Origin of the sequence: Bacteroides faecalis (assembly GCF_003865075.1) — a bacterium.
GTDB classification, from domain to species: domain Bacteria; phylum Bacteroidota; class Bacteroidia; order Bacteroidales; family Bacteroidaceae; genus Bacteroides; species Bacteroides faecalis.
Map to the genome: position 1 here is coordinate 22,787 of NZ_BHWB01000016.1, position 21,565 is coordinate 44,351.

Annotated in this window: 20 protein-coding genes; 9 read left to right on the plus strand and 11 right to left on the minus strand. The window is 38.1% G+C overall.

All coding sequences use genetic code 11. The features are described from left to right. The first annotated feature begins 302 nt into the window (after positions 1-302). Positions 303-680 (plus strand): hypothetical protein, encoded by a 378-nt coding sequence (locus EJF25_RS19570; protein ID WP_235016874.1) that lies wholly within the window; start codon positions 303-305, stop codon positions 678-680. Positions 681-950: 270 nt separating this feature from the next. Here EJF25_RS19570 and EJF25_RS19575 read toward each other — a convergent pair whose 3' ends face one another. Genes EJF25_RS19575 through mtaB form a run of 4 tightly spaced genes read right to left on the minus strand, consistent with a single transcriptional unit; the run spans position 951 to position 4,721 of the window. Beyond that, positions 951-1,472: a methylglyoxal synthase gene (locus EJF25_RS19575; RefSeq protein WP_125042356.1), complete on the minus strand. Its 522-nt coding sequence runs from the start codon at positions 1,470-1,472 to the stop codon at positions 951-953. Between the two features lie 4 nt (positions 1,473-1,476). Continuing rightward, positions 1,477-2,505 (minus strand): glycosyltransferase family 2 protein, encoded by a 1,029-nt coding sequence (locus tag EJF25_RS19580; protein ID WP_125042357.1) that lies wholly within the window; start codon positions 2,503-2,505, stop codon positions 1,477-1,479. 1 nt (position 2,506) lies between these two features. Beyond that, positions 2,507-3,400, minus strand: a complete 894-nt coding sequence (locus tag EJF25_RS19585; RefSeq protein ID WP_125042358.1) for a lysophospholipid acyltransferase family protein — start codon at positions 3,398-3,400, stop codon at positions 2,507-2,509. Positions 3,401-3,404: 4 nt separating this feature from the next. Then, positions 3,405-4,721 (minus strand): tRNA (N(6)-L-threonylcarbamoyladenosine(37)-C(2))-methylthiotransferase MtaB, encoded by a 1,317-nt coding sequence (mtaB, locus tag EJF25_RS19590; RefSeq protein WP_125042359.1) that lies wholly within the window; start codon positions 4,719-4,721, stop codon positions 3,405-3,407. A 109-nt stretch (positions 4,722-4,830) separates the two neighbouring features. Here mtaB and EJF25_RS19595 point away from each other — a divergent pair, with 109 nt between their 5' ends. Together EJF25_RS19595 and EJF25_RS19605 are read left to right on the plus strand one after the other, a co-directional pair. Then, positions 4,831-6,504, plus strand: coding sequence for a long-chain fatty acid--CoA ligase (locus EJF25_RS19595; protein WP_125042360.1), 1,674 nt, complete (start codon positions 4,831-4,833; stop codon positions 6,502-6,504). A gap of 158 nt (positions 6,505-6,662) precedes the next feature. Continuing rightward, a complete protein-coding gene (locus EJF25_RS19605; protein WP_125042361.1) occupies positions 6,663-6,884 on the plus strand; it encodes a hypothetical protein in 222 nt (73 codons plus the stop codon). 446 nt (positions 6,885-7,330) lie between these two features. Here EJF25_RS19605 and rplI read toward each other — a convergent pair whose 3' ends face one another. Genes rplI through rpsF form a run of 3 tightly spaced genes read right to left on the minus strand, consistent with a single transcriptional unit; the run spans position 7,331 to position 8,408 of the window. Next, the gene (rplI, locus tag EJF25_RS19610; RefSeq protein ID WP_125042362.1) at positions 7,331-7,774 is read right to left on the minus strand and encodes a 50S ribosomal protein L9; all 444 of its coding nucleotides are present in this window, start codon (positions 7,772-7,774) and stop codon (positions 7,331-7,333) included. A gap of 14 nt (positions 7,775-7,788) precedes the next feature. Continuing rightward, a complete protein-coding gene (gene rpsR, locus EJF25_RS19615) occupies positions 7,789-8,061 on the minus strand; it encodes a 30S ribosomal protein S18 (RefSeq protein WP_004307964.1) in 273 nt (90 codons plus the stop codon). A gap of 2 nt (positions 8,062-8,063) precedes the next feature. Continuing rightward, positions 8,064-8,408, minus strand: coding sequence for a 30S ribosomal protein S6 (gene rpsF / locus EJF25_RS19620; protein WP_125042363.1), 345 nt, complete (start codon positions 8,406-8,408; stop codon positions 8,064-8,066). Between the two features lie 160 nt (positions 8,409-8,568). Here rpsF and EJF25_RS19625 point away from each other — a divergent pair, with 160 nt between their 5' ends. Both EJF25_RS19625 and EJF25_RS25165 read left to right on the plus strand, forming a co-directional pair. Further along, a complete protein-coding gene (locus EJF25_RS19625) occupies positions 8,569-9,015 on the plus strand; it encodes a MarR family winged helix-turn-helix transcriptional regulator (protein WP_025074466.1) in 447 nt (148 codons plus the stop codon). A gap of 183 nt (positions 9,016-9,198) precedes the next feature. After that, the gene (locus EJF25_RS25165; RefSeq protein ID WP_187367538.1) at positions 9,199-9,375 is read left to right on the plus strand and encodes a hypothetical protein; all 177 of its coding nucleotides are present in this window, start codon (positions 9,199-9,201) and stop codon (positions 9,373-9,375) included. A 75-nt stretch (positions 9,376-9,450) separates the two neighbouring features. On the opposite strand, the gene rprY is transcribed toward EJF25_RS25165, so the two are convergent. From rprY to EJF25_RS19645, 4 genes are all read right to left on the minus strand, one after another. Continuing rightward, positions 9,451-10,152 carry a response regulator transcription factor RprY gene (rprY, locus tag EJF25_RS19630; RefSeq protein ID WP_005678712.1) on the minus strand — a complete coding sequence of 234 codons (702 nt, stop codon included), beginning with the start codon at positions 10,150-10,152 and terminating at the stop codon, positions 9,451-9,453. Position 10,153: 1 nt separating this feature from the next. Further along, the gene (locus EJF25_RS19635) at positions 10,154-11,710 is read right to left on the minus strand and encodes a sensor histidine kinase (protein WP_125042364.1); all 1,557 of its coding nucleotides are present in this window, start codon (positions 11,708-11,710) and stop codon (positions 10,154-10,156) included. 264 nt (positions 11,711-11,974) lie between these two features. After that, positions 11,975-14,131, minus strand: coding sequence for an elongation factor G2 (gene fusA2 / locus EJF25_RS19640; protein WP_125042365.1), 2,157 nt, complete (start codon positions 14,129-14,131; stop codon positions 11,975-11,977). A gap of 231 nt (positions 14,132-14,362) precedes the next feature. After that, positions 14,363-15,670, minus strand: coding sequence for a Gfo/Idh/MocA family protein (locus tag EJF25_RS19645; protein WP_125042366.1), 1,308 nt, complete (start codon positions 15,668-15,670; stop codon positions 14,363-14,365). 418 nt (positions 15,671-16,088) lie between these two features. Here EJF25_RS19645 and hemW point away from each other — a divergent pair, with 418 nt between their 5' ends. The 4 genes from hemW (at position 16,089) to EJF25_RS19665 (ending at position 21,563) form a co-directional block, all read left to right on the plus strand. Next, positions 16,089-17,222, plus strand: coding sequence for a radical SAM family heme chaperone HemW (gene hemW / locus EJF25_RS19650; RefSeq protein ID WP_125042405.1), 1,134 nt, complete (start codon positions 16,089-16,091; stop codon positions 17,220-17,222). Positions 17,223-17,243: 21 nt separating this feature from the next. Further along, positions 17,244-17,798 (plus strand): RNA polymerase sigma-70 factor, encoded by a 555-nt coding sequence (locus EJF25_RS19655; protein WP_125042367.1) that lies wholly within the window; start codon positions 17,244-17,246, stop codon positions 17,796-17,798. 214 nt (positions 17,799-18,012) lie between these two features. Continuing rightward, positions 18,013-18,894, plus strand: a complete 882-nt coding sequence (locus EJF25_RS19660; RefSeq protein WP_125042368.1) for a FecR family protein — start codon at positions 18,013-18,015, stop codon at positions 18,892-18,894. Next, positions 18,891-21,563 (plus strand): TonB-dependent receptor, encoded by a 2,673-nt coding sequence (locus tag EJF25_RS19665; protein ID WP_125042369.1) that lies wholly within the window; start codon positions 18,891-18,893, stop codon positions 21,561-21,563. Before EJF25_RS19660 ends, EJF25_RS19665 begins: the two co-directional genes overlap by 4 nt. Positions 21,564-21,565: the final 2 nt, after the last annotated feature.

Genomic DNA, 21,565 nt, shown 5'->3' on the forward strand with positions numbered 1-21,565 from the left:
GTTTAAATAAATGATTTCAATAGTAAAGATTTGATTAGACACTAGAAATAATAAAGGTAAGAAACATACAAACATTGGTTTCATTTCTATTTACTAATAGGGATTTCCCTATTAGTAAATAGAAAAATCCATTTGCATGAGGAGTTTTCCCGTCCTACATTTGTAGTAACAAAAGCCATTAAACTATACCTATTATGAAAAGGTTTCAGATCATTCTATCTTTACTACTATTTATAGTAGTATTCAGTAGTTGTCGTACGAGCCAAATTAGTTATAAAAGGCTCAATGAAATACAACACGGAATGTCCTCAAAAGAAGTTATAGCGATTTTGGGTGAACCAGAATTTCGAAATCTTGATGATAAAGGTGAATCTCTGGAGTTTTACTCTTCCAAACCTTGGGTTGCTTCCAAAGTCGTAAAAGTATGGTTTATTGATGACAAGGTAGTTAAAATGGATAGCCATTATTATTTATATGATGATGACTGTTCTAATAAAACTAAGAATACAGAAACGAAAGAAGAGAATACACGTTCTGGAATACGAATGACCACAGATGGACAACAACTTATACAGCAAGGGTCATTTATACAGATACCAAACGGTACAACTGAAATAGTAGTAAGCGATCATAGTGGATTGATTATCACTGCATCTGGTAAACATATACGAACGTATTAATACGATACTCTCATTGACAACACATTAACAATCATATATAGAAAGACGAAAAGGGGATGTACCCCGAACTACCCTTTCAACGAGATCACCCTCGCCACAAATAGGTGTAGCAAGGGTGATCCTTAATTTATGAGGTTTTCGACACACCTCTCAACAATGTTTATGCCATCTATAACGTTTTATGTATGATATATTCAAACCACTTTATGAGGAATATTTCTCATAAAAGACTTAGAGAGAATATAAAATGATGTTACCCTAAAACAAGATTTATTTCTTCTTCCTTCTTTTATTTACAGATTCTACAGCCTCCGTTACCACAGGTTTACCCTGGAATCGTTTCGTATAACCGGAATAATCCGGATGGCTACGCTCATAAGTAGGATCCATAAACAACGGACTGGAAATAATATGATCTGCCGTTGAACGGTTACAACAGAAAATGATATTTTCTACACCTGCCAAACGAGTCAATGCTTTCACATCCGTATCATGCGGTTGCAACGTCATCGGATCTGTGAAAAAGAAAAGATAATCAATTTGTCCTTCAACAATACGTGAACCCATCTGCTGGTCACCTCCCAAAGGACCTGACTTCAAAATAGTAAAATCCCACTCTACATCCGGATGTTTCTCTTTCAACGCTTCCAAAATTAAAGTACCCGTAGTACCTGTACAATAGAATTTATGTCCCATCAATAATTCTGAATTCCACAAGACCCATTCTATGAGATCTTTCTTCATAGCATCATGTGCGACCAGCCCGATGCCTCTTCTAACTTTTGGTTCCATTATGTTATCCTTTTAAATCCGACAATTGAGAGAAACACTTACATCCTCTCACATAAAACTGCCACAAGATACTACTTTTTATTTGTTCAGGTATCGGATTCAAGAAAGTTTTTTTCAGATTCTCTTCACGAGATGAAGAAAAGGAAGAACGGTTACGTTTATATTCTTTTCGTGCCTGCATCACTGCACGTGCATTATCCAGTTGGCCTTTCAGCAAAAAAGTAAGTGCTGCCACATAGTCGAGCCATGCACGAATACACATTACTTTATTCAATTCCTCTTCCGGAAGATTCTTATAAAGCATGACAAGATTATTACGAAAATTGAGAAAAGTTTTACGAGGATTATCTTTTTTTAGTGTAGCCCCCCCTACATGATAAACTACACTTTGAGGAATACACACAATCTCCCGGCCACGAGAACGTAGACGCCAACACAAATCAATTTCTTCCATGTGAGCAAAAAAGCGTCCGTCCAGCCCACCTGCTTCCAGATAATCAGCACGACGGATAAACAATGCTGCACCCGTAGCCCAGAAAACAGGGATCACCGTATCATACTGACCTTTATCTTTCTCAACTACATCCATGATCCGTCCACGACAGAAAGGATAACCATATTTATCAATAAATCCACCTGCCGCTCCGGCATACTCAAAATATTCTTTTTGTCGTTGGCTGCGTATTTTCGGTTGGCAAGCTGCAACCTCCGGATGATTATCCAAATAATCAATCATTGGCTCGAGCCAACGCTCGGTCACTTCAACATCAGAATTTAGAAGAACTACATATTCTGCCTCCACTTGCTGCAAAGCCCAATTATAACCATCGGCAAAACCATGATTTTGTTCCAGTAAGATCATTTTAACAGATGGGAATTCTTTATGAAGCATATCCACCGAAGCATCGGTAGAACCATTATCAGCCACACATACTTCAATCTCCTCTCCTTCTGAATACCGAACGACGGACGGAAGAAAAGTGCGAAGCATATCGCATCCATTCCAATTCAAAATGACAACTGATACTTTCATCTTAGCTCCTTTCACATTCTGCCTTTGAAGCCTTCCAACGTTTATGAGACCATAACCAATAAGCTGGCTCCCGATAAAGTGTCCGTTCCAGGCAATGGGCAAACATTTCTGTGATTTCTCCTTCAGCTGTTTCTTTTGGATTTTCTGTCATTAACTTAAACTCCGCCTCACAAAATCCTCTACGTGTTTTTGTTAGTTCACAATAAAAAACAGGAAAATTCATCATTTTAGCAATACGTTCTGCCCCATTCAGAAAAGCAGTTTCCTGTCCTAAAAAAGTTGTCCAATACTTTTCACTTCCGCTAGGCCATTGGTCGGTAATCAACCCCACCACCATTTTCTTTCCTTCACGCTTCAAGTTGATAATCTCGCGTGCAGTAGAATGCTTCGGAATGTTGTACCCTCCAAAACGAGAACGTATCCGTTTAAACAATTCATTCAGATATTTATCTCTCAGAGGCTTATATACTTGCATCGGCACATCTCCCGGTTTCATAATCGCTCCCATACCGATCAACCATTCATAATTAGCATAATGCGGAATCATCACAATGATCCCTCCATACTTTTCTGTCAATTCAAGGTATTGCTCCGTATTCTTATAAGTCATTCTCCGGTAAAGATCCTCTGCTGACATATGCAGCATTTTCAAGTCCTCAAGCATATAATCCGAAAGATATCTATAAAACTTACGTTCAATCTGTAACCGTTCTGCATCACTTTTATCCGGAAAAGACTTTTTCAGATTTTCTCTAACAACTTTCCGACGATATCTTCCGACATAATACATCAACCAATAGTTCAAATCCGAAAGCATATATAATACTTTGAACGGAAGAGCCGAAAACAACCACATTACGGCATATACCAACCAATAGATAAGCCTAGATTTCATAATCCTATAGAATTGTACCTTTAAGTGCTGTCTTATCTTCATTAAAATCACCCAGACGAACAGAAAGAACTTGATTGTCCAAAGAATTATCTGTTTCTACTTCTACACGAATATAATTCTCCGTAAATCCATGCATTGGATTACCCACCTTCGATTTTTCCATCAACACAGACATTGTCTGCCCAATATGTCTGGCATAAAAAGCTCGCGTCTTTTCATCCGAAAGATTCAATAAGCGCTGACTACGCTGATGTTTCTCTTCCGGCGAAACAATATGTTCAATCTTCAAAGCCTGTGTCCCCGGACGTTCGGAATAACTGAACACATGCAACTGCGTCACATCCAAACCTGCTATAAATCTGTAAGTCTGTTCAAAATACGTTTCTGTTTCACCGCGAGTGCCCACAATCACATCGACACCAATAAAAGCGTCCGGCATAATTTCTTTAATTTTCTTCACTTTTGAAGCAAAAAGGGCTGTATCATAACGACGACGCATCAACTTCAGTACTTCATCGCAACCAGATTGTAACGGAATATGAAAATGAGGCATAAATCTACGAGACTGAGACACAAATTCAATAATCTCGTCCGTCAGTAAATTAGGTTCAATAGAAGAAATACGATAACGTTCGATACCTTCCACATGGTCTAATGCTCTTACCAGATCGAAAAAAGTCTCTCCAGTAGTTTTACCAAAATCTCCGATATTAACCCCGGTCAATACGATCTCCTTTCCACCTTCGGCAGCCGCCTGCTTTGCCTGCTCCACCATCGAAGCAATAGTCCCATTACGGCTACGTCCACGTGCAAAAGGTATGGTACAATATGAACAATAATAATCACATCCATCCTGTACTTTCAGGAAAAAGCGGGTACGATCCCCTCTCGAACAAGACGGTGCAAACGAACGAATATCTTTAGTTATGGTAGTTATTGTTTCTCCTTGTTCATGTTTATGCAGGTCACCCAGATACTGTAACAAATCATTTTTCTGTTCAGCACCCAACACCACATCTACTCCTTTTATCTTTGCTACATCACCAGGTTTCAACTGTGCATAACACCCTGTTACTACCACAAAAGCACCGGGATGCTGTTTCACTAACCGATGAATAGCCTGACGGCATTTCTTATCTGCCATCTCTGTTACCGAACAAGTATTGACGACACAAATATCTGCTTTTTCCCCTTTACGCGCAGTCCGGACTCCTGCTTCCCGCAGGATTTTACCGATAGTTGAAGTCTCTGAAAAATTCAATTTACAGCCTAATGTATAATATACAGCTGTCTTATTTTGAAATACAGTGGTATCTATCATAATCTGTTTTAACGCATATTTCGTGCAAAGTTACACATTATTATTAGTAAAACACTTGAGGATACAAAAGTTTATTCCTATTTTTGCACAATTCACTAAAAAACGTGCAATGATTAAAGAGAATTTCATTAAACTATACGAGAATAGTTTTCGTGAGAACTGGGATTTGCCTTGTTACACCGATTACGGAGAAAATACTCAATATACCTATGGTGAAGTAGCAGAAAAGATTGCCCACCTGCATTTATTATTTAAACATTGTAGTCTCCGCAGAGGAGATAAGATCTCCATAATTGGAAAGAATAACGCTCACTGGTGCATAGCCTATATGGCTACAATCACTTATGGCGCAATTGTAGTTCCTATTCTACAAGATTTTACTCCGAATGATGTTCATCATATCGTCAATCATTCCGAATCTATTTTCTTGTTTACTAGTGACAGTATTTGGGAAAACCTAGAAGAAGAAAAGCTAAACGGACTTCGCGGAGTCTTCTCCCTTACAGATTATCGCTGTCTTTATCAACGCGATGGAGAAACAATACAGAAATTCATGAAGAATCTCGACAGAGAGATGCACACCACTTACCCGAAAGGTTTTACTCGCGATAATGTGCAATATACCACCTTGTCTAATGACAAAGTAATGCTCCTGAACTATACTTCCGGAACAACAGGCTTCAGCAAAGGAGTTATGTTGACCGGAAACAACCTTGCCGGTAACGTTACTTTCGGTATTCGAACAGAACTACTGAAGAAAGGAGATAAAGTCCTCTCCTTCCTTCCATTAGCCCATGCCTATGGCTGTGCTTTCGACTTCCTCACTGCAACAGCTGTCGGTACCCATGTCACCCTGCTCGGAAAAACACCTTCGCCTAAGATTATCATGAAAGCTTTCGAAGAAGTAAAACCGAATCTTATCATTACCGTCCCGTTAGTAATCGAGAAAATATATAAGAATATCATCCAGCCCCTCATTAACAAAAAAGGGATGAAATGGGCATTGAATATCCCTTTACTTGACACCCAAATCTATAATCAAATACGCAAAAGACTGATTGATGCTTTGGGAGGACGTTTCAAGGAAATCATCATTGGTGGTGCAGCCATGAACGAGGAAGTGGAAGAGTTCTTCTATAAAATTAAATTTCCATTTACTATCGGATATGGCATGACAGAATGTGGGCCGCTTATCAGTTATGCCCCTTGGAATGAATTTGTGCCAGGTTCTTCCGGAAAAATACTGGATATTATGGAAGCACGTATATATAAGGAGAACCCGGATACTGAAATTGGAGAAATTCAAGTTAGAGGAGAAAATGTAATGGTGGGTTATTACAAAAATCAGGAAGCTACTGATGAAGTCTTTACTGAAGATGGATGGTTACGTACAGGCGACCTTGGAACAATGGATACCTGCGGAAACATTTTCATTCGTGGTCGTCTTAAAAGTATGATTTTAAGTTCAAACGGTCAGAATATCTTCCCGGAGGAGCTGGAAGCAAAACTTAATAACCTGCCGTTCATTCTTGAAAGTCTTGTCATCGAACGAAATAAAAAATTAGTTGCGCTAGTCTATGCAGATTATGAAGCTTTAGATTCACTTGGACTCAATAACCCAGATAACCTAAAAACAATAATGGATGAGAATCTCAAGAATCTTAATAACAGCGTAGCAGCTTACGAAAAGATCAGCCAGATTCAACTCTATCCCACTGAGTTTGAAAAGACTCCAAAGCGTAGTATCAAAAGATATCTTTATAATAGTATAGCAGTAAATTAATATGTTGTAAAACATAGGATTAAGCAAGAAAAGTGCCCATCTTCAAAAAAAAATATAAAAAAAGTTGGGTTTTCGAGAACAACATATTGAAAAAGTGCATACCTTTGCATCGTTTTAATAAAGCAATTGATTGTATTACGTTTTTAAAAGCAAAGAAAATGAAAAAATTAGTTTTGATGGCAGTAGCTATCGTAGCAGTATCATTCGCATCATGTGGTAACAAAGCAGCTGATGCTCAGAAAGCTCAACAAGATTCTATCCGTATCGCTGATTCTATCGCAGCAGTACAAGCAGCAGAAATCGAAGCAGCTGCAGCAGCAGAAGCAGACACAACTGCAACTGATACCTTGACCGTAACTGAAACTGTAGTAGCTGAATAATAAAGAAACAGCCTAGAGAGAATTGAAAGTCTGACATACGAAAGTATGCACAGACTTTTTTTTTATCCTCTTTTTGCCATAACCATACAAAATCTTATAGGATAAAAGATTAATTTAAAATAAACGCATTATATATTTTTCAATTAAAAACTCTACTTCACTCAGATTATTATCACATACACAAAATTCCCATAAAAATAAAAACTACTCAATCAGTTCCAGACTACAAGCAGAGAATCTTTAGGATTCTCTTAGGAAACAAGCATTGTCCCAATCGACTTCCATAAAAACAAGCATTCTTTCGCTACTTCACACCAAAAACAGATAATGTTTCTCAACCTGTCCTCAATTTATATAGATATAAGCGACAAGCTATTACAGATTATAAAAACAAAAAAGCGGTTTACCCTAACAGGATAAACCGCTTCAACTATATTGCGATAAAATTATTCAGCTACTACTTCGAAAGGAACTTCTACAGAAACTTCCTTATGCAATTTCACGATAGCTTTATAATTACCAATTTCTTTCACAGTGTCTTTTACAACGATGATCTTTCTGTCTACTTCGTGACCCAATTTTGCCAAAGCTTCAGCAATCTGAATGTTACCAACAGAACCGAAGATTGTACCAGTTGAGCTAACCTTAGTTGCAATAGTCAAAGAAACGCCTTCCAACTTAGCAGCCATAGCCTCAGCATCTTTCTTGATTTTCTCAAGTTTGTGAGCACGTTGTTTCAGTTCTTCAGCCAACATTTTCTTTGCAGAAGGAGAAGCGATGACAGCTTTTCCTGTCGGGATTAAGTAATTGCGACCGTAACCAGACTTAACGTTTACGATATCATTCTTATAACCCAAGTTTACTACGTCTTCTTTTAATATAATTTCCATACTTTTCCTCCTTCTTATTTCATCATGTCAGTTACATATGGCAACAATGCCAAGTGACGAGCTCTCTTCACAGCCTGCGCAATACGACGTTGGAACTTCAAAGAAGTACCAGTGATACGACGCGGAAGGATTTTTCCCTGCTCATTCAAGAATTTCTTCAAGAATTCAGGATCTTTGTAATCGATGTACTTAATACCGCTCTTTTTGAAACGGCAGTATTTTTTCTTTTTAACGTCTACTGAGGGCGGAGTTAAATATCTGATTTCTGATTGAACTTGTTGTGCCATGATTAATCCTCCTTTTTGTTTGATTTAACACTTCTTCTCTTAGCAGCATATTCTGCAGCATATTTATCCATTCTAAAAGTCAAGAAACGGATTACACGTTCATCACGACGGAAATTTACTTCCAACTTGTCAATTACAGTAGGATCTGCATTGAACTCAATCAGTTGATAGAAACCTGTAGACTTCTTTTGAATTGGATAAGCCAATTTCTTTAGTCCCCAGTTCTCTTCATTGATAATCTCAGCACCTTCTTCTTGAAGAATACCTTTGAATTTTTCTACCGCTTCCTTCATCTGAACATCAGATAAAACGGGAGTTAAAATGAAAACGGTTTCGTATTGATTCATACTCGTTTAATTAAATAAATAAATTATTTGATTTTAAAATGCGGGTGCAAAGTTAGACATTTTATTTTGAACTACAAACATTTAATCTTTTTTTATATCCGAATATAGGAATTATCCAATAAGTAGTTTACCTTTGCAAGGTTGTTTAAACAATAATTTCATGATAGAGCAATTCAACTTTGATATCCGACTTATATTTGCCATACTTAATGGTAAGGTTTCCGCTGCTATTAACCGGAAACTATATCGTAATTTCCGTCAGAATGGGCTGGAAATCAGTCCTGAACAATGGACGGTACTGATCTTCCTATGGGAAAAAGATGGTGTTACCCAACAAGAGTTGTGTAATGCAACTTTTAAAGACAAACCCAGTATGACCCGCTTGATAGACAATATGGAACGGCAACATTTAGTAGTACGCATCTCGGACAAAAAAGATCGTCGCACTAACCTTATTCACTTAACTAAAGATGGAAAAGAGTTAGAAGAGAAAGCACGAATTATTGTTGGACAAACTCTGAAAGAAGCTCTCCAAGGCATTACTCTTGAGGAGTTAAGTATTGGGCAAGAAGTACTAAAAAAGGTTTTCTATAATACGAAAGATTAAGCTGAAAGCGAATTATATAATTCCTAAAATCCACTAAATCTGTCTCAATAATGGATTTTTCACCTAATTTATTTCGCCCGTTGAAGAATTATGCTTTAATTTGTAACTATTATATAATCTAGCATTAAATAATAATCTATTTGATAATAAACAACTAAATAATAAACTGTTAAATACACACACATGAAAGACTTATTAAAGAATCTGGGATTGATTTTAATCTTGATCGGAGTAGTCATCTTACTGGCTTGTTCAATTACAGGAAATGTAAACAACAACGCCGTTTTGGGCACATCGGCAGTATTCGTTGTGTTAGGACTTATCTCTTATATTGTTATCAATAAGAGGATCACTGATTAAATTCGTAAAAATCAATAAAAAATCCCGAGAACGAATGTTTCCGGGATTTTTTATTGCCAATTATCAAGGGATTCATTATGATTCAACTTCCGGAGTAATTAGCTTATAGCCTTTTCCGTGAATATTGATAATCTCGATTGAATCATCTTCTTTCAAGTGTTTACGTAATTTCGTAATATACACATCCATACTGCGGGCATTGAAATAATTATCATCAATCCAGATAGTCTTCAATGCAAAATCACGTTGCAGAATCTCGTTAGCATGAGCACAAAGCAATCCCAGAAGTTCAGATTCCTTAGTAGTCAGCTTTGTCTGTTTACCTTCTGTAGCCAAAATCTGTTTCTGGGTATCGAAAGTAAACTTACCGATTTTATAGATATTACTTTCTTTATTCTTCTTTCCGCGAACACGTCTCAGGATCGCTTCAATTCTGAATGTCAGCTCTTCCATACTGAATGGTTTGGTTATATAATCATCCGCCCCAATCTTAAACCCTTCCAAGATATCTTCTTTCAGTGTTTTCGCAGTCAGGAAGATAATAGGAATTTCAGCATTGGCAGCACGAACATCCTGCGCCAAAGTGAAACCATCTTTCTTAGGCATCATTACGTCAAACACACACAAGTCATATTTATTCTTCAGGAAAGCCTTGTAACCAGCTTCTCCATCAGGATACAACTCAGCAGAGTAACCTTTTGCCTGTAAATATTCTCTTAAAAGCATGCCAAGATTTTCATCATCTTCGCATAATAAAATACGCAGTTTCTCGTCCATATCAATTATTTTTTAATAAAGGTAATGCAATAATAAATTTAGTTCCAATATTCACGTCGCTTTCTGCCCGTATGGTCCCCTTATGATCCATTATTATCTTTTTCACATAAGCCAACCCCAGACCAAAGCCTTTTACATCGTGCAGATTACCTGTATGCACGCGATAGAACTTTTCAAATATCTTTTTCAGGTTCTCTTTCTTGATACCAATACCATTATCCTGTATCGAAATCATCAGTTTACCCGGTTCATTCCATGTCTTCACATTCAACTCCAAATCCTCTTCCGGCTTCTTATATTTCACCGCATTATCCATCAGATTGAAAATTACATTTGTAATATGCATTTCATCTGCAAATATAACAGGATCGGTAGCCTCAAGGTTCGATGTAATCTTACCATTATATCGTTCCACTTTCAGAGCAAAGGTATTAATCACTCCCGTTATCAATTCGTTCGCATCAATCTCCTTCATTTTCAAGGTTGCTTTTTGTCTATCAAACATCGACATCTGCAACACTTTTTCTACCTGAAAACGCAAGCGTTTCGTTTCATCATTAATAACTCCAGAAATATGCTGGAACATCTGTGGAGATTTACCTACAGCAGGATCTTTCAACATCTGTGCCGCCAATGAAATGGTCGATATCGGAGTTTTAAACTCATGCGTCATATTGTTGATAAAATCATTTTTCATCTCTGTCAGTTTCTTTTGACGAAATACAATATAAATAGTAAAGATGAAAGTCACCAACAATACTAAAGTAAATATCAACGACGGAATCATAAAATTGATAGAACCAAAGATATAATCCTTTCTACCCGGAAAATGTACTTTTAATATACTCATCTTTGCAGGTGGATCATTCGTGAACAATACCTGCTGATAGGATTCATCACTCCCTTTTGGATCATAATCCGCACAACGATATACTTCCCGTCCATCTCTGTCAATAACAGAAAAATGATAAGGTAACTCGATAGCATTATTGAAAAAGCTCAATTTCAGATAATCATCCAAATCCCTAAACCGAACTCTATCCCCTATTGCCCTGTCACTTGCCTGATAAATCATCTGCAACGCCACCTCATCGATCAATCCTCGCTGATATACAAATCGATTTTGTATAGCTTCTGCTAACGACCTCGAAGTTTCCGGAATTGTTTTCGTTCCCCGATAAGGAGAGATCAGCGCTTTCGGTAACTCTGACGGTTTGTTAGTTATTATATTTATTCTAAAACCCGAAATCTCCTTCCCATCCTGAGATTTCATCGTAAAACCATGCACTTGCTGACGCGGAATATCTTGCTGCATAGAAGAGCTATTAGCAGTCAGCGCTTTTCTTTCCGTTTCAGACACATCTTCAATTAGCCATCGCTGCGTCTCTGCAAACTCCACATCCTTAGAAACCTGACTCAAACTGTTACGTACAGCAGAATCAAATTGTCCTTTCCGGGTTTTGACCATTTCCTCTATATAACTTACTTGCAAATACAGTAAGCTTAGGAATGAAAGTCCCATTACTATACCTAATATCCAAATTGTCGACTTTTTCATAGCAACAAAATTAACACTCCCTAATTAACACTCCTAACTCATTAACTTGATTTAACCGGAAGTTCTCGTAAATTAACCGAAAGGAGCTATTTAAGTAGTATTCTGATGACTACAACAAAAAAAGCACTACTTTGGTTTGCAAATTTAATAAAAAATTAAATCTTTTCCTCGAGAATTTCCATCTTTATTAATCATAGTTAAACAAAACCGCCGCCTTTTACTTAAAAAAGACGGCGATTTTAACATTATTACGAAAATTGCTAGCTATTCTTCAGCTTGTTTAGCTTCAAAATCCTTAATTAACTTATCTTGGACATCTGTCGGGACAAGTTCATAACTGGAGAATTTCATTATAAATGAAGCACGTCCACCAGTGAGTGAACTAAGAGCCGTAGAATAAGATGACATTTCTTTCAGCGGAACTTTAGCTATTAGTTTTTCAAATCCTTTCTCACTACTCATACCCATAATCATAGCACGACGTCCTTGAAGGTCTCCCATTACATCCCCCATCTTATCTGACGGAACAAATACTTCTACGTCATAAATAGGTTCCAGAATCTTCGGTCCAGCATTCTTAAAGGCTTCACTAAATGCATTACGTCCTGCCAGCATAAAAGAAATTTCATTCGAATCCACCGGATGCATCTTACCATCATATACAATAACACGTACATCGCGAGCATACGAACCAGTCAATGGGCCTTGTTCCATACGAGACATGATACCTTTTAAAATAGCAGGCATAAAACGTGCATCAATTGATCCACCTACGATACTATTGATAAATACCAATTTGCCACCCCATTCCAATGGAATTTCTTCTTTGCCTTTTACATTAATTTTAAATTCCTGCCCATTGAATCTATAAATTTCCGGTATGGGCATACCTTCTTTATATGGTTCGACAATCAGATGCACTTCACCAAACTGACCGGCACCACCGGATTGTTTCTTGTGACGATAATCGGCACGAGAAGCCTTCGTAATAGTTTCGCGGTAAGGGATCTTTGGTTCTTCATATTTAATCTGAAGTTTCTCATTATTCTCCAAACGCCATTTCAATGTACGTAGATGGAACTCTCCCTGACCATGAACTAACGTTTGTTTCAATTCTTTCGATTGTTCAATGACCCATGTAGGATCTTCCTCACGCATACGATTCAGGATAGTCATCATCTTTTCCACATCAGCCTCATTTACCGGTTTGATGGCACGTGAATATTTCGAATTTGGATACTTAATAAAGTTAAACTTATAATCGCAATCCTTACCATCTAATGTATTGCCCGTCTTCACATCTTTCAGTTTCACAGCAGCACCAATATCACCAGCTTGGAGTTCTTCCACTTTAACACGGTTACCACCCGCAACCACATAAATTTGTGCGATACGTTCTTTTGAACCGCGGTCAGCATTCAATAAGTCATCACCTTCATGCACTTTTCCGCTCATTACCTTAAAGTAAGAAACTTCACCAATATGCGGTTCCACACTTGTTTTAAAGAAATAAAGAGATTCAGGTCCGTTAGAATCCGGGGCTACTTCCTTACCATCTGTATTTTGCACTTTCGGCATTTCTGAAACAAAAGGAACCACATTACCCAAGAATTCCATTAAACGGCGGACACCCATATCTTTGCCTCCGCACACACAGAATACCGGAAACATTCCTCTTGCAATCAACCCTTTACGAATACCTTCACGCATTTCATCCTCTGACAAAGAATCTTGTTCGAAGAATTTCTCCATCAAACCTTCATCATTTTCAGCAGCTGCTTCAACCAATGCTTTGTGCATTTCCATCGCTTTATCCATTTCTTCAGCCGGAATATCTTCGATGATTGGAGCACCACCTTCAGGTTTCCATGAATATTTCTTCATCAACAAGACATCAATCAATGCATTAAAATTAGGTCCTGTAGAAATAGGATATTGAATAGGAACGACTTTCGGCCCATAAGCCTCCTTGAGTTGTTCCAGAACATTATCATAATCGCATTTCTCATTATCAAGCTGATTAACGAGGAAAATGACGGGTTTATTCAGTTTTTCAGTATATCGGAAGTGATTTTGTGTACCGACTTCGACCCCGTATTGGCCATTGATAAGAAGAATTGCTGTGTCGGTCACATTTAGTGCAGTTACAGTACTGCCTACAAAGTCGTCCGAGCCCGGACAGTCTATAATATTAAGCTTTTTATTGTTCCATTCTACATGGAGAACAGTAGAGAAAACAGAGTAACCATACTCTTGTTCAACAGGGAAATAATCACTAACAGTGTTTTTTGCTGCAATAGATCCGCGACGTTTTATAACACCACTCTCGAAAAGCATTGCTTCCACGAGAGTGGTTTTCCCAGAGCCAGAACTTCCCAATAAGGCTATGTTCTTAATTTCATTAGTCTGATATACCTTCATAATATATAAGATTTAAATAATTACTAAGTATGTTTCTTACATACCATTAATTTAGTGAGCCGCAAATTAGGGATTTATTAGGGGAAAAGCAAGATTTATGTCAGTGTTACTAAACAATGTTATGTAACATACTATCATCATTTTCCTTCCATATCATCAAGACAGCCCTTATTATCAACAAGCTACACACGCACTATTCAATCTTATTTATGATATATCAGTCACTATCACCTATAATTTAGGAAATCTCCATGGTTTACGATAATCCGGCTTAATGAGCTTATTTGCTTCATTATTATTAAAAGACTTCTTTACATCATCATACACAAGAGCCGATTTAACCCTTGCGGATATATTTCCTAAATGAGCATATTTTGCACATAGGCTACCATTTTCAATAGTACAAGCTGTATTCATTTCACGTTTCTTCATACAATCTAAGAAGTTGGTAACATGATCCTTGTGGTCTTGATAATTTGGCATACTTTTAACTGCCTCTATTCTGTTTTGGAATGGGTACACTTCCCAGCTTTCGCGATTAGCAACCAACGTACCGTTTGTTCCGACAAATTCAACTCCATAGTTTCTGCCATAAGGTCCCATCTCTACAGTAACATTACTCCATTGAATAGTGAAATCATCATATTCGTAAATGACGGACATCGTATCAAATGTTTCAGCATAGTTGTTCGGGAAAGCAAAATTTCCACCGGAACTTAATACTCGTTTAGGCATACCTTTCACATTCATGCCCCATAAAGCCATATCTATCAGATGTACTCCCCAGTCTGTCAACAGTCCGCCACCATAATCCCAGAACATTCTCCAGGAACCATGAAATCTCTTTTCATTAAAAGTCCGTTGAGGTGCCGGTCCGAGCCATGTATCAAAATCTACTCCCGCAGGAACCGAAGAATCAGGAACTGGATCGAGAATTGCTGCGTAACCAAAATTAGCCCAAACATTTACTTTAGCTATTTTGCCCAGTTTTCCACTGTCAATATAACTTTTCATTTCGTGCCAATGATTTCCACTACGTTGTTGTTGTCCCACTTGCACCACTCGATTGTATTTTTTGGCAGCGGCAACCATCACATCACATTCGGCAATTGAATTCGCAAGTGGTTTTTCTACATATACATCTTTCCCGGCAGAGCAAGCATCCACCAATTGCAAACAGTGCCAGTGGTCAGGTGTACCAATAATAACCGCATCTATATCTTTTCTATCCAACAGTTTACGATAATCACCATAAAGTTCGGGCTTTTTGTTAGTTCTCTTCTCTAATTCCGAAGCTCTATTTTCCAGAATACCTTTATCTATATCGCATAAAGCAATACAATTAATCTCGGGATGAATCAGAAAATCATTCAGATCGGACCAACCCATACCTCTACAGCCAATCAATGCAACATTTACTTGGTCGTTAGCAGCAACAGTCCGGGCAAACAAACTGTTATCAGTTAAGATAGAAGGAATAACCAGCCCGGTAGCTGTCATCACTCCCATCTTTTTTAGAAATTCACGTCGTGTAGTCATAATATTATTATCTAAAGTTTCACTTTAATAAATAAAAGAGTTTGAAAATAACAGGCTCTTAATAATTGCTTGCAAACTACCAATTGTCAAACAAATGACTGAGCCCCAAAATGATAGCAATAGTTCTTAATCATAAACGCAAAATTAGATAATTTACCGAACCCTCACAAGTGTATCTAGTATTTTTTTGATTATATAACCTGTTTCCAAGACATTAACAAGTACAATAGAAACGCTTCATTCTGCATCATTTTGAATCAACCTGATCGTATTTCTGTCATTTTTCAAAGCATATCCAGTAACAAAAGAGTTAAGACGGATTTCAATGTTCCAGATCTTTCCTCCAATGGAAGTTTGTTGTTTGCAAGTATCGGAATATTTATCTAAATTTGCCACCCACATCAACCAACTGATTTATATGGCAGGCATCTATCTCCACATTCCTTTCTGCAAAACTCGGTGTATTTACTGTGATTTTTACTCAACTACGCATAGTGAGCTCAGAACGAGCTATGTAAAGGCACTCTGTCATGAACTGGAAATGCGAAAAGAATACCTGAAAGGAGATCCAATAGAAACGATCTACTTCGGTGGAGGAACACCATCACAACTGGGAAAAGATGATTTTCGGCTGATATTCAATACTATCCGTACACATTACGACATTGACAACTGCAAAGAAATTACTTTGGAAGCCAATCCCGACGACCTATCCAACGATTATCTTCAAATGCTTGCTTCTCTTCCTTTCAACCGTATTAGCATGGGGATACAAACCTTCAATGAATCAACTCTCAAACTACTTAAACGACGACATAGTGCTTCTCAAGCCATAGAAGCAGTGAAGAGAAGTCGTGAAGCAGGATTTAAGAATATAAGCATTGACCTAATTTACGGTCTGCCCGGCGAAACTGCCGGACGATGGGAAGATGACTTACAACAAGCCATTGACCTACAACCGGAGCATATTTCTGCCTATCACCTGACATATGAAGAAGGTACACCCATATATACTATGTTGCAGCAACATCAAGTGCAGGAAGTAGACGAAGAAAGTAGTGTAAACTTCTTCTCTATTTTGATGGACCGGTTGAAAGCTGCGGGATACGAGCATTATGAGATATCCAACTTCTGCCAGCCAGGGAAATATTCCCGCCATAATACTTCTTATTGGAAAGGTATCCCCTATTTAGGTTGCGGTCCGTCAGCACATTCTTTCAATGGGAACACACGTGAATGGAACGTAGCCTCCATCAATGATTATATAGAAGGGATAGAAAAAGAGGAACGACGTTTTGAAACCGAAGTTCGTGATAAAGTCACTGCTTACAATGAACTGGTCATTACTTCCATCCGCACCATGTGGGGCATACCATTAGGCAAGCTCGAACAAGAATACGGTCCGGAGTTCTTGAATTACTGCCGGAAGATGGCTGTTCCTTATGTAAAAAGTGGAAAGTTATCTGAACGAGACAACACTCTACGCCTCACGCGAAAGGGTATTTTCATATCCGACAGCATTATGAGAGACTTGCTTTTTGTCGAAGAGTAAACACTATAAAAAGAACCGCCGATGACCGAATCAGAAGTCAGAAAGTTATTACGGCAAATAAAGGAGCAGGACTCACAAAATGCTTTCCGCGATTTTTATAACATAACATACGATCGGCTCTTTCGTATAGCCTACTACTATGTAAAAAAAGAAGAATGGTCGCAGGAAATTGTACTCGATGTATTTCTGAAACTTTGGAAACAACGCAGTACCTTACTCGAGGTGAGAAATATCGAAGATTATTGTTTTATCCTAGTCAAAAATGCCTCTCTCAATTATCTCGAAAAAGAATCCAAACATACAGCTATTGAATCTGATGCTCTTCCCGAACCGCAAGAGCAAAATTGTTCTCCGGAAGAATCATTAATTAGCGAGGAGCTTTTTGCTCTGTATGTAAAAGCTCTCGACAGACTCCCTGAACGTTGCCGGGAAATATTTATTCGTATTCGTGAAGAAAAACAAAGTTATGCACAGGTAGCGGATGAGCTAGGGATTAGTACCAAAACAGTAGACGCTCAGCTTCAGAAAGCAGTTAGTCGGCTTAAAGAGATAATCAGTCATGCTGATATTAATTAACACTTATTTATAAATAAAGAATAGGGAATATCTTTCGTCTTCCGGTCTTCATCAATAAACAAACCTATTAATCACTAAAAATGAATGAAATGATGAAAAAGTTGAATGATGTGGATACCGGACCAATGGTTCCCTTACTACCCTTACAGATTCTATTCTTTAGGAATAATATTATGAAAGATATCCCCGAAAAGTACCCAATATCGAGAGAATAATGAAATATACCGATACAGAAATAGACAAAATACTAAACCGGCTCGTAGCCTCTACCCGTTCACCACGTGGAAAGTTCTCGGCATCTGCCAGTTACCCGAAGTTGGAAAGACGATTGAAGCCACGTATCCGACATATTCCGATTCAATCCTTTAGGGTAGCTGCAGCTGTAGTTCTACTCTGTCTATCGGTATGTGCAGTTCATTGGTACGCTACGTCCACATCCATACAAACTGTTTCGACATTAGCTAAAACTCGCTATGTAAGCTTACCGGATGGAACATCGGTCACTCTTAACCATTTTTCTTCTCTTACTTATCCCAAAGACTTTAACAACGCCAATCGGGAAGTAACCCTTACAGGAGAAGCCTATTTTGAAGTGACAAAAGATAAAAAACATCCCTTCATCGTGCAAGCCGGCCCTGTTAATGTACAAGTCTTGGGAACGCATTTCAATATTGATGCGTATCCCAACAACCCGGATATAAGAACGACATTATTAGAAGGATCAGTAGCAGTAAGCAATACCAATAACACAATTCAATTAGTACTGGAACCTAACCAAATGGCTATATATAATAAGGTAGAAAATAGCCTCATCCGCAAAGAGATTAAAAACTCCGGAGACGAAATATCTTGGCGACAAGGAGAGCTAATATTCAACGATACATCTTTAAAAGAAATTGTACGGGAACTATCTAACTCATTCAATGTCGATATACAAATTCAGGATACAGCATTGCAAAACTATTGTATCACAGCTCATTTCCCGAAGAACGAAAAGCTGGAAACAATTCTGACTGTATTGCATCAAGCCGGACATTTCGATTACTCAAAAACGAACGACCAAATTATTATCACCACTAAACAAGACTTAAAATGAAAATAATACACTCAGATAATCTACATATCAGAACCTTTCTTCTGGCATGTCTGCTCACTTATGCCATCAACAATATGGCACAAAATCCAGACTCGCAACTGACATTTACTTTACGCAACGCCAGTTTGAAAGAATTTGTTAAGCTAATAGAAAACTCCACCGGATATTCCTTCGTCTACGGAGAAGAAGTAAAGATCAGGAAAAAAATCAGTTTAAACGTCCAGAAAGATTCGCTTTATAACGTGCTTGACAAAGTATTCTCACATGAAAATATCACTTATCAGTTTTCCGGGCGCTACATCTTACTAAAGAAAAAGAAAGAATCCCAAACTGAATCCCGAAAATTTACAATTAGCGGATATGTCACTGATGCTATCTCCTCGGAAACGCTGATAGGGACCAATATCTTGGAAAGCAATCTGAAACAAGGTACGAGTACCAATCCATACGGTTACTACAGCATCACTTTGCCTGAAGGGCAAACTTCGATACGTTTTTCCTATTTGGGATATACTACCGAACTACGTACGTTCTTTCTTCAACAGGATACCTTACTGAATATACGGATGAAAGACGCCAACCTATTGAAAGAGGTAGTCATCGTATCGGATAAAGCAGAAAGTGGTAATTTAGCAACACAGATGGGAGCTATTGAAATCCCGATTACCCAAATAAAAAAGACTCCCAGCATATTGGGAGAAGCCGATGTGATGAAAGCTATCCAAATGATGCCCGGAGTACAAGCTGGAGTAGATGGTTCGGCCGGATTATATATACGTGGCGGAGGTCCTGATCAAAATCTGATTCTATTAGACGGAGTCCCGATATATAACGTAGATCATATGTTTGGCTTCTTCTCTGTATTTACTCCTGAAGCCGTCAAAAAGGTGACTCTCTTCAAAAGTTCTTTCCCAGCCCGTTTCGGTGGACGATTGTCTTCGGTAGTCGATGTACGTACCAACGACGGAGATATGGAAAAATATCATGGTACATTCAGTATCGGATTGCTGACCAGCAAGGTAAATCTGGAAGGTCCCATTGTGAAAGGAAAAACTTCCTTCAATATTTCCGCCCGACGCTCCTATCTGGATTTAATAGCCAAACCTTTTATGCCCGACGACGAGAAGTACAGTTATTATTTCTATGACATCAATGCCAAGATTAATCATAAATTCTCCGACCGTAGCCGCTTATTTCTAAGTGTCTATAATGGGAAAGACCACTTTTCCGCCAACTTTGACGATACGACAGATTTCAAAGACGGTAACAATATGAATTGGGGAAATACCATTGTCTCAGCAAGATGGAATTATATTTTCAACAATCGACTGTTTAGCAATACAACTGTGGCCTTCAACAATTATAATATGGATATCAACACTTACACCCATAATCAATATCCTAACAATCAAAACATTCTTCTCATCAACCGATATTCTGCCAATTATAGTTCCGGGATCTCCGACTGGAACTATCAAATAGACTTTGACTACAATCCCACTCCGACACATCATATCAAGTTCGGTACGGGCTATCTCTATCACCGCTTCCGCCCGGAAGTTATGACTTCTAAAATAACGGACCAAGAAAACGAAACTATACAACGGGACACCGTATATAATAGCATATCCAACAGTCAGATTGAAGGACATGAAATATCCGCTTACGCAGAAGATAATTTCCAAATCTGTTCTCGTTTAAGAATTAACTACGGCTTACATTTATCACTGTTTCATGTGCAGAAACAAAACTATTTCTCACTGCAACCACGACTTTCAGCACGTTATCAACTCAATAAATCTGTAGCTTTCAAAGCCGCTTATACCCAAATGAGTCAATATGTACATTTGTTATCTTCTACTCCTATTTCAATGCCTACCGATCTATGGGTTCCCGTCACGCAAAACATTAAACCTATGCGTTCAAATCAATATTCGTTGGGAGGATATTACACAGGAATTCAAGGATGGGAATTCTCTGTAGAAGGATATTATAAAGATATGCGCAATGTGCTCGAATATAAAGATGGCATTAGTTTTCTAGGTTCTTCCTCCGGGTGGGAAAATAAGGTGGAGATGGGAAAAGGACGTTCGACCGGTATCGAATTTATGGTTCAAAAAACAGCAGGAAAAACGACAGGATGGTTAGCGTATACTCTCTCCAAAAGTGACCGGAAGTTTGCCAAGGGAGGAATAAACAATGGGGAACGCTTTCCATATAAGTATGACCGACGCCACAACATGAACCTGACCATCAATCATCAATTCAGTGAGCGAATTGATATCGGAGCTTCCTGGGTATTTTATACAGGAGGTACAACTACGATTCCCGAAGAAAAAACATCTGTGATATATCCGGGCAACAGTTCACATAATAGTGCATTTGGTGATTATTTCCCAAAAGGTCTTCCCAATATAGGAGAAGCATCCTACATCGAAAATCGCAATAACTACCGGTTACCCTCCAGCCACAGATTGAATATAGGTATCAACTTCAACAAAAAGACTAAACATGGTATACGTACCTGGAATATTAGTTTATACAATGTGTATAATGAAATGAATCCCACCTTCGTTTACCGTAGCAAAAACAATGCCCAACATGCAATCATTAAAAAATATACAATCTTACCATTAATTCCTTCTTTCACTTACACTTATAAATTTTAATC

Coding starts and splice junctions, on each gene's coding strand:
- EJF25_RS19570 (WP_235016874.1), top strand. CDS start 303: ATGTCCTCAAAAGAAGTTATAGCGATTTTGGGTGAACCAGAATTTCGA.
- EJF25_RS19575 (WP_125042356.1), bottom strand. CDS start 1,472: ATGGAACCAAAAGTTAGAAGAGGCATCGGGCTGGTCGCACATGATGCT.
- EJF25_RS19580 (WP_125042357.1), bottom strand. CDS start 2,505: ATGAAAGTATCAGTTGTCATTTTGAATTGGAATGGATGCGATATGCTT.
- EJF25_RS19585 (WP_125042358.1), bottom strand. CDS start 3,400: ATGAAATCTAGGCTTATCTATTGGTTGGTATATGCCGTAATGTGGTTG.
- mtaB (WP_125042359.1), bottom strand. CDS start 4,721: ATGATAGATACCACTGTATTTCAAAATAAGACAGCTGTATATTATACA.
- EJF25_RS19595 (WP_125042360.1), top strand. CDS start 4,831: ATGATTAAAGAGAATTTCATTAAACTATACGAGAATAGTTTTCGTGAG.
- EJF25_RS19605 (WP_125042361.1), top strand. CDS start 6,663: ATGAAAAAATTAGTTTTGATGGCAGTAGCTATCGTAGCAGTATCATTC.
- rplI (WP_125042362.1), bottom strand. CDS start 7,774: ATGGAAATTATATTAAAAGAAGACGTAGTAAACTTGGGTTATAAGAAT.
- rpsR (WP_004307964.1), bottom strand. CDS start 8,061: ATGGCACAACAAGTTCAATCAGAAATCAGATATTTAACTCCGCCCTCA.
- rpsF (WP_125042363.1), bottom strand. CDS start 8,408: ATGAATCAATACGAAACCGTTTTCATTTTAACTCCCGTTTTATCTGAT.
- EJF25_RS19625 (WP_025074466.1), top strand. CDS start 8,569: ATGATAGAGCAATTCAACTTTGATATCCGACTTATATTTGCCATACTT.
- EJF25_RS25165 (WP_187367538.1), top strand. CDS start 9,199: ATGAAAGACTTATTAAAGAATCTGGGATTGATTTTAATCTTGATCGGA.
- rprY (WP_005678712.1), bottom strand. CDS start 10,152: ATGGACGAGAAACTGCGTATTTTATTATGCGAAGATGATGAAAATCTT.
- EJF25_RS19635 (WP_125042364.1), bottom strand. CDS start 11,710: ATGAAAAAGTCGACAATTTGGATATTAGGTATAGTAATGGGACTTTCA.
- fusA2 (WP_125042365.1), bottom strand. CDS start 14,131: ATGAAGGTATATCAGACTAATGAAATTAAGAACATAGCCTTATTGGGA.
- EJF25_RS19645 (WP_125042366.1), bottom strand. CDS start 15,670: ATGACTACACGACGTGAATTTCTAAAAAAGATGGGAGTGATGACAGCT.
- hemW (WP_125042405.1), top strand. CDS start 16,089: ATGGCAGGCATCTATCTCCACATTCCTTTCTGCAAAACTCGGTGTATT.
- EJF25_RS19655 (WP_125042367.1), top strand. CDS start 17,244: ATGACCGAATCAGAAGTCAGAAAGTTATTACGGCAAATAAAGGAGCAG.
- EJF25_RS19660 (WP_125042368.1), top strand. CDS start 18,013: ATGAAATATACCGATACAGAAATAGACAAAATACTAAACCGGCTCGTA.
- EJF25_RS19665 (WP_125042369.1), top strand. CDS start 18,891: ATGAAAATAATACACTCAGATAATCTACATATCAGAACCTTTCTTCTG.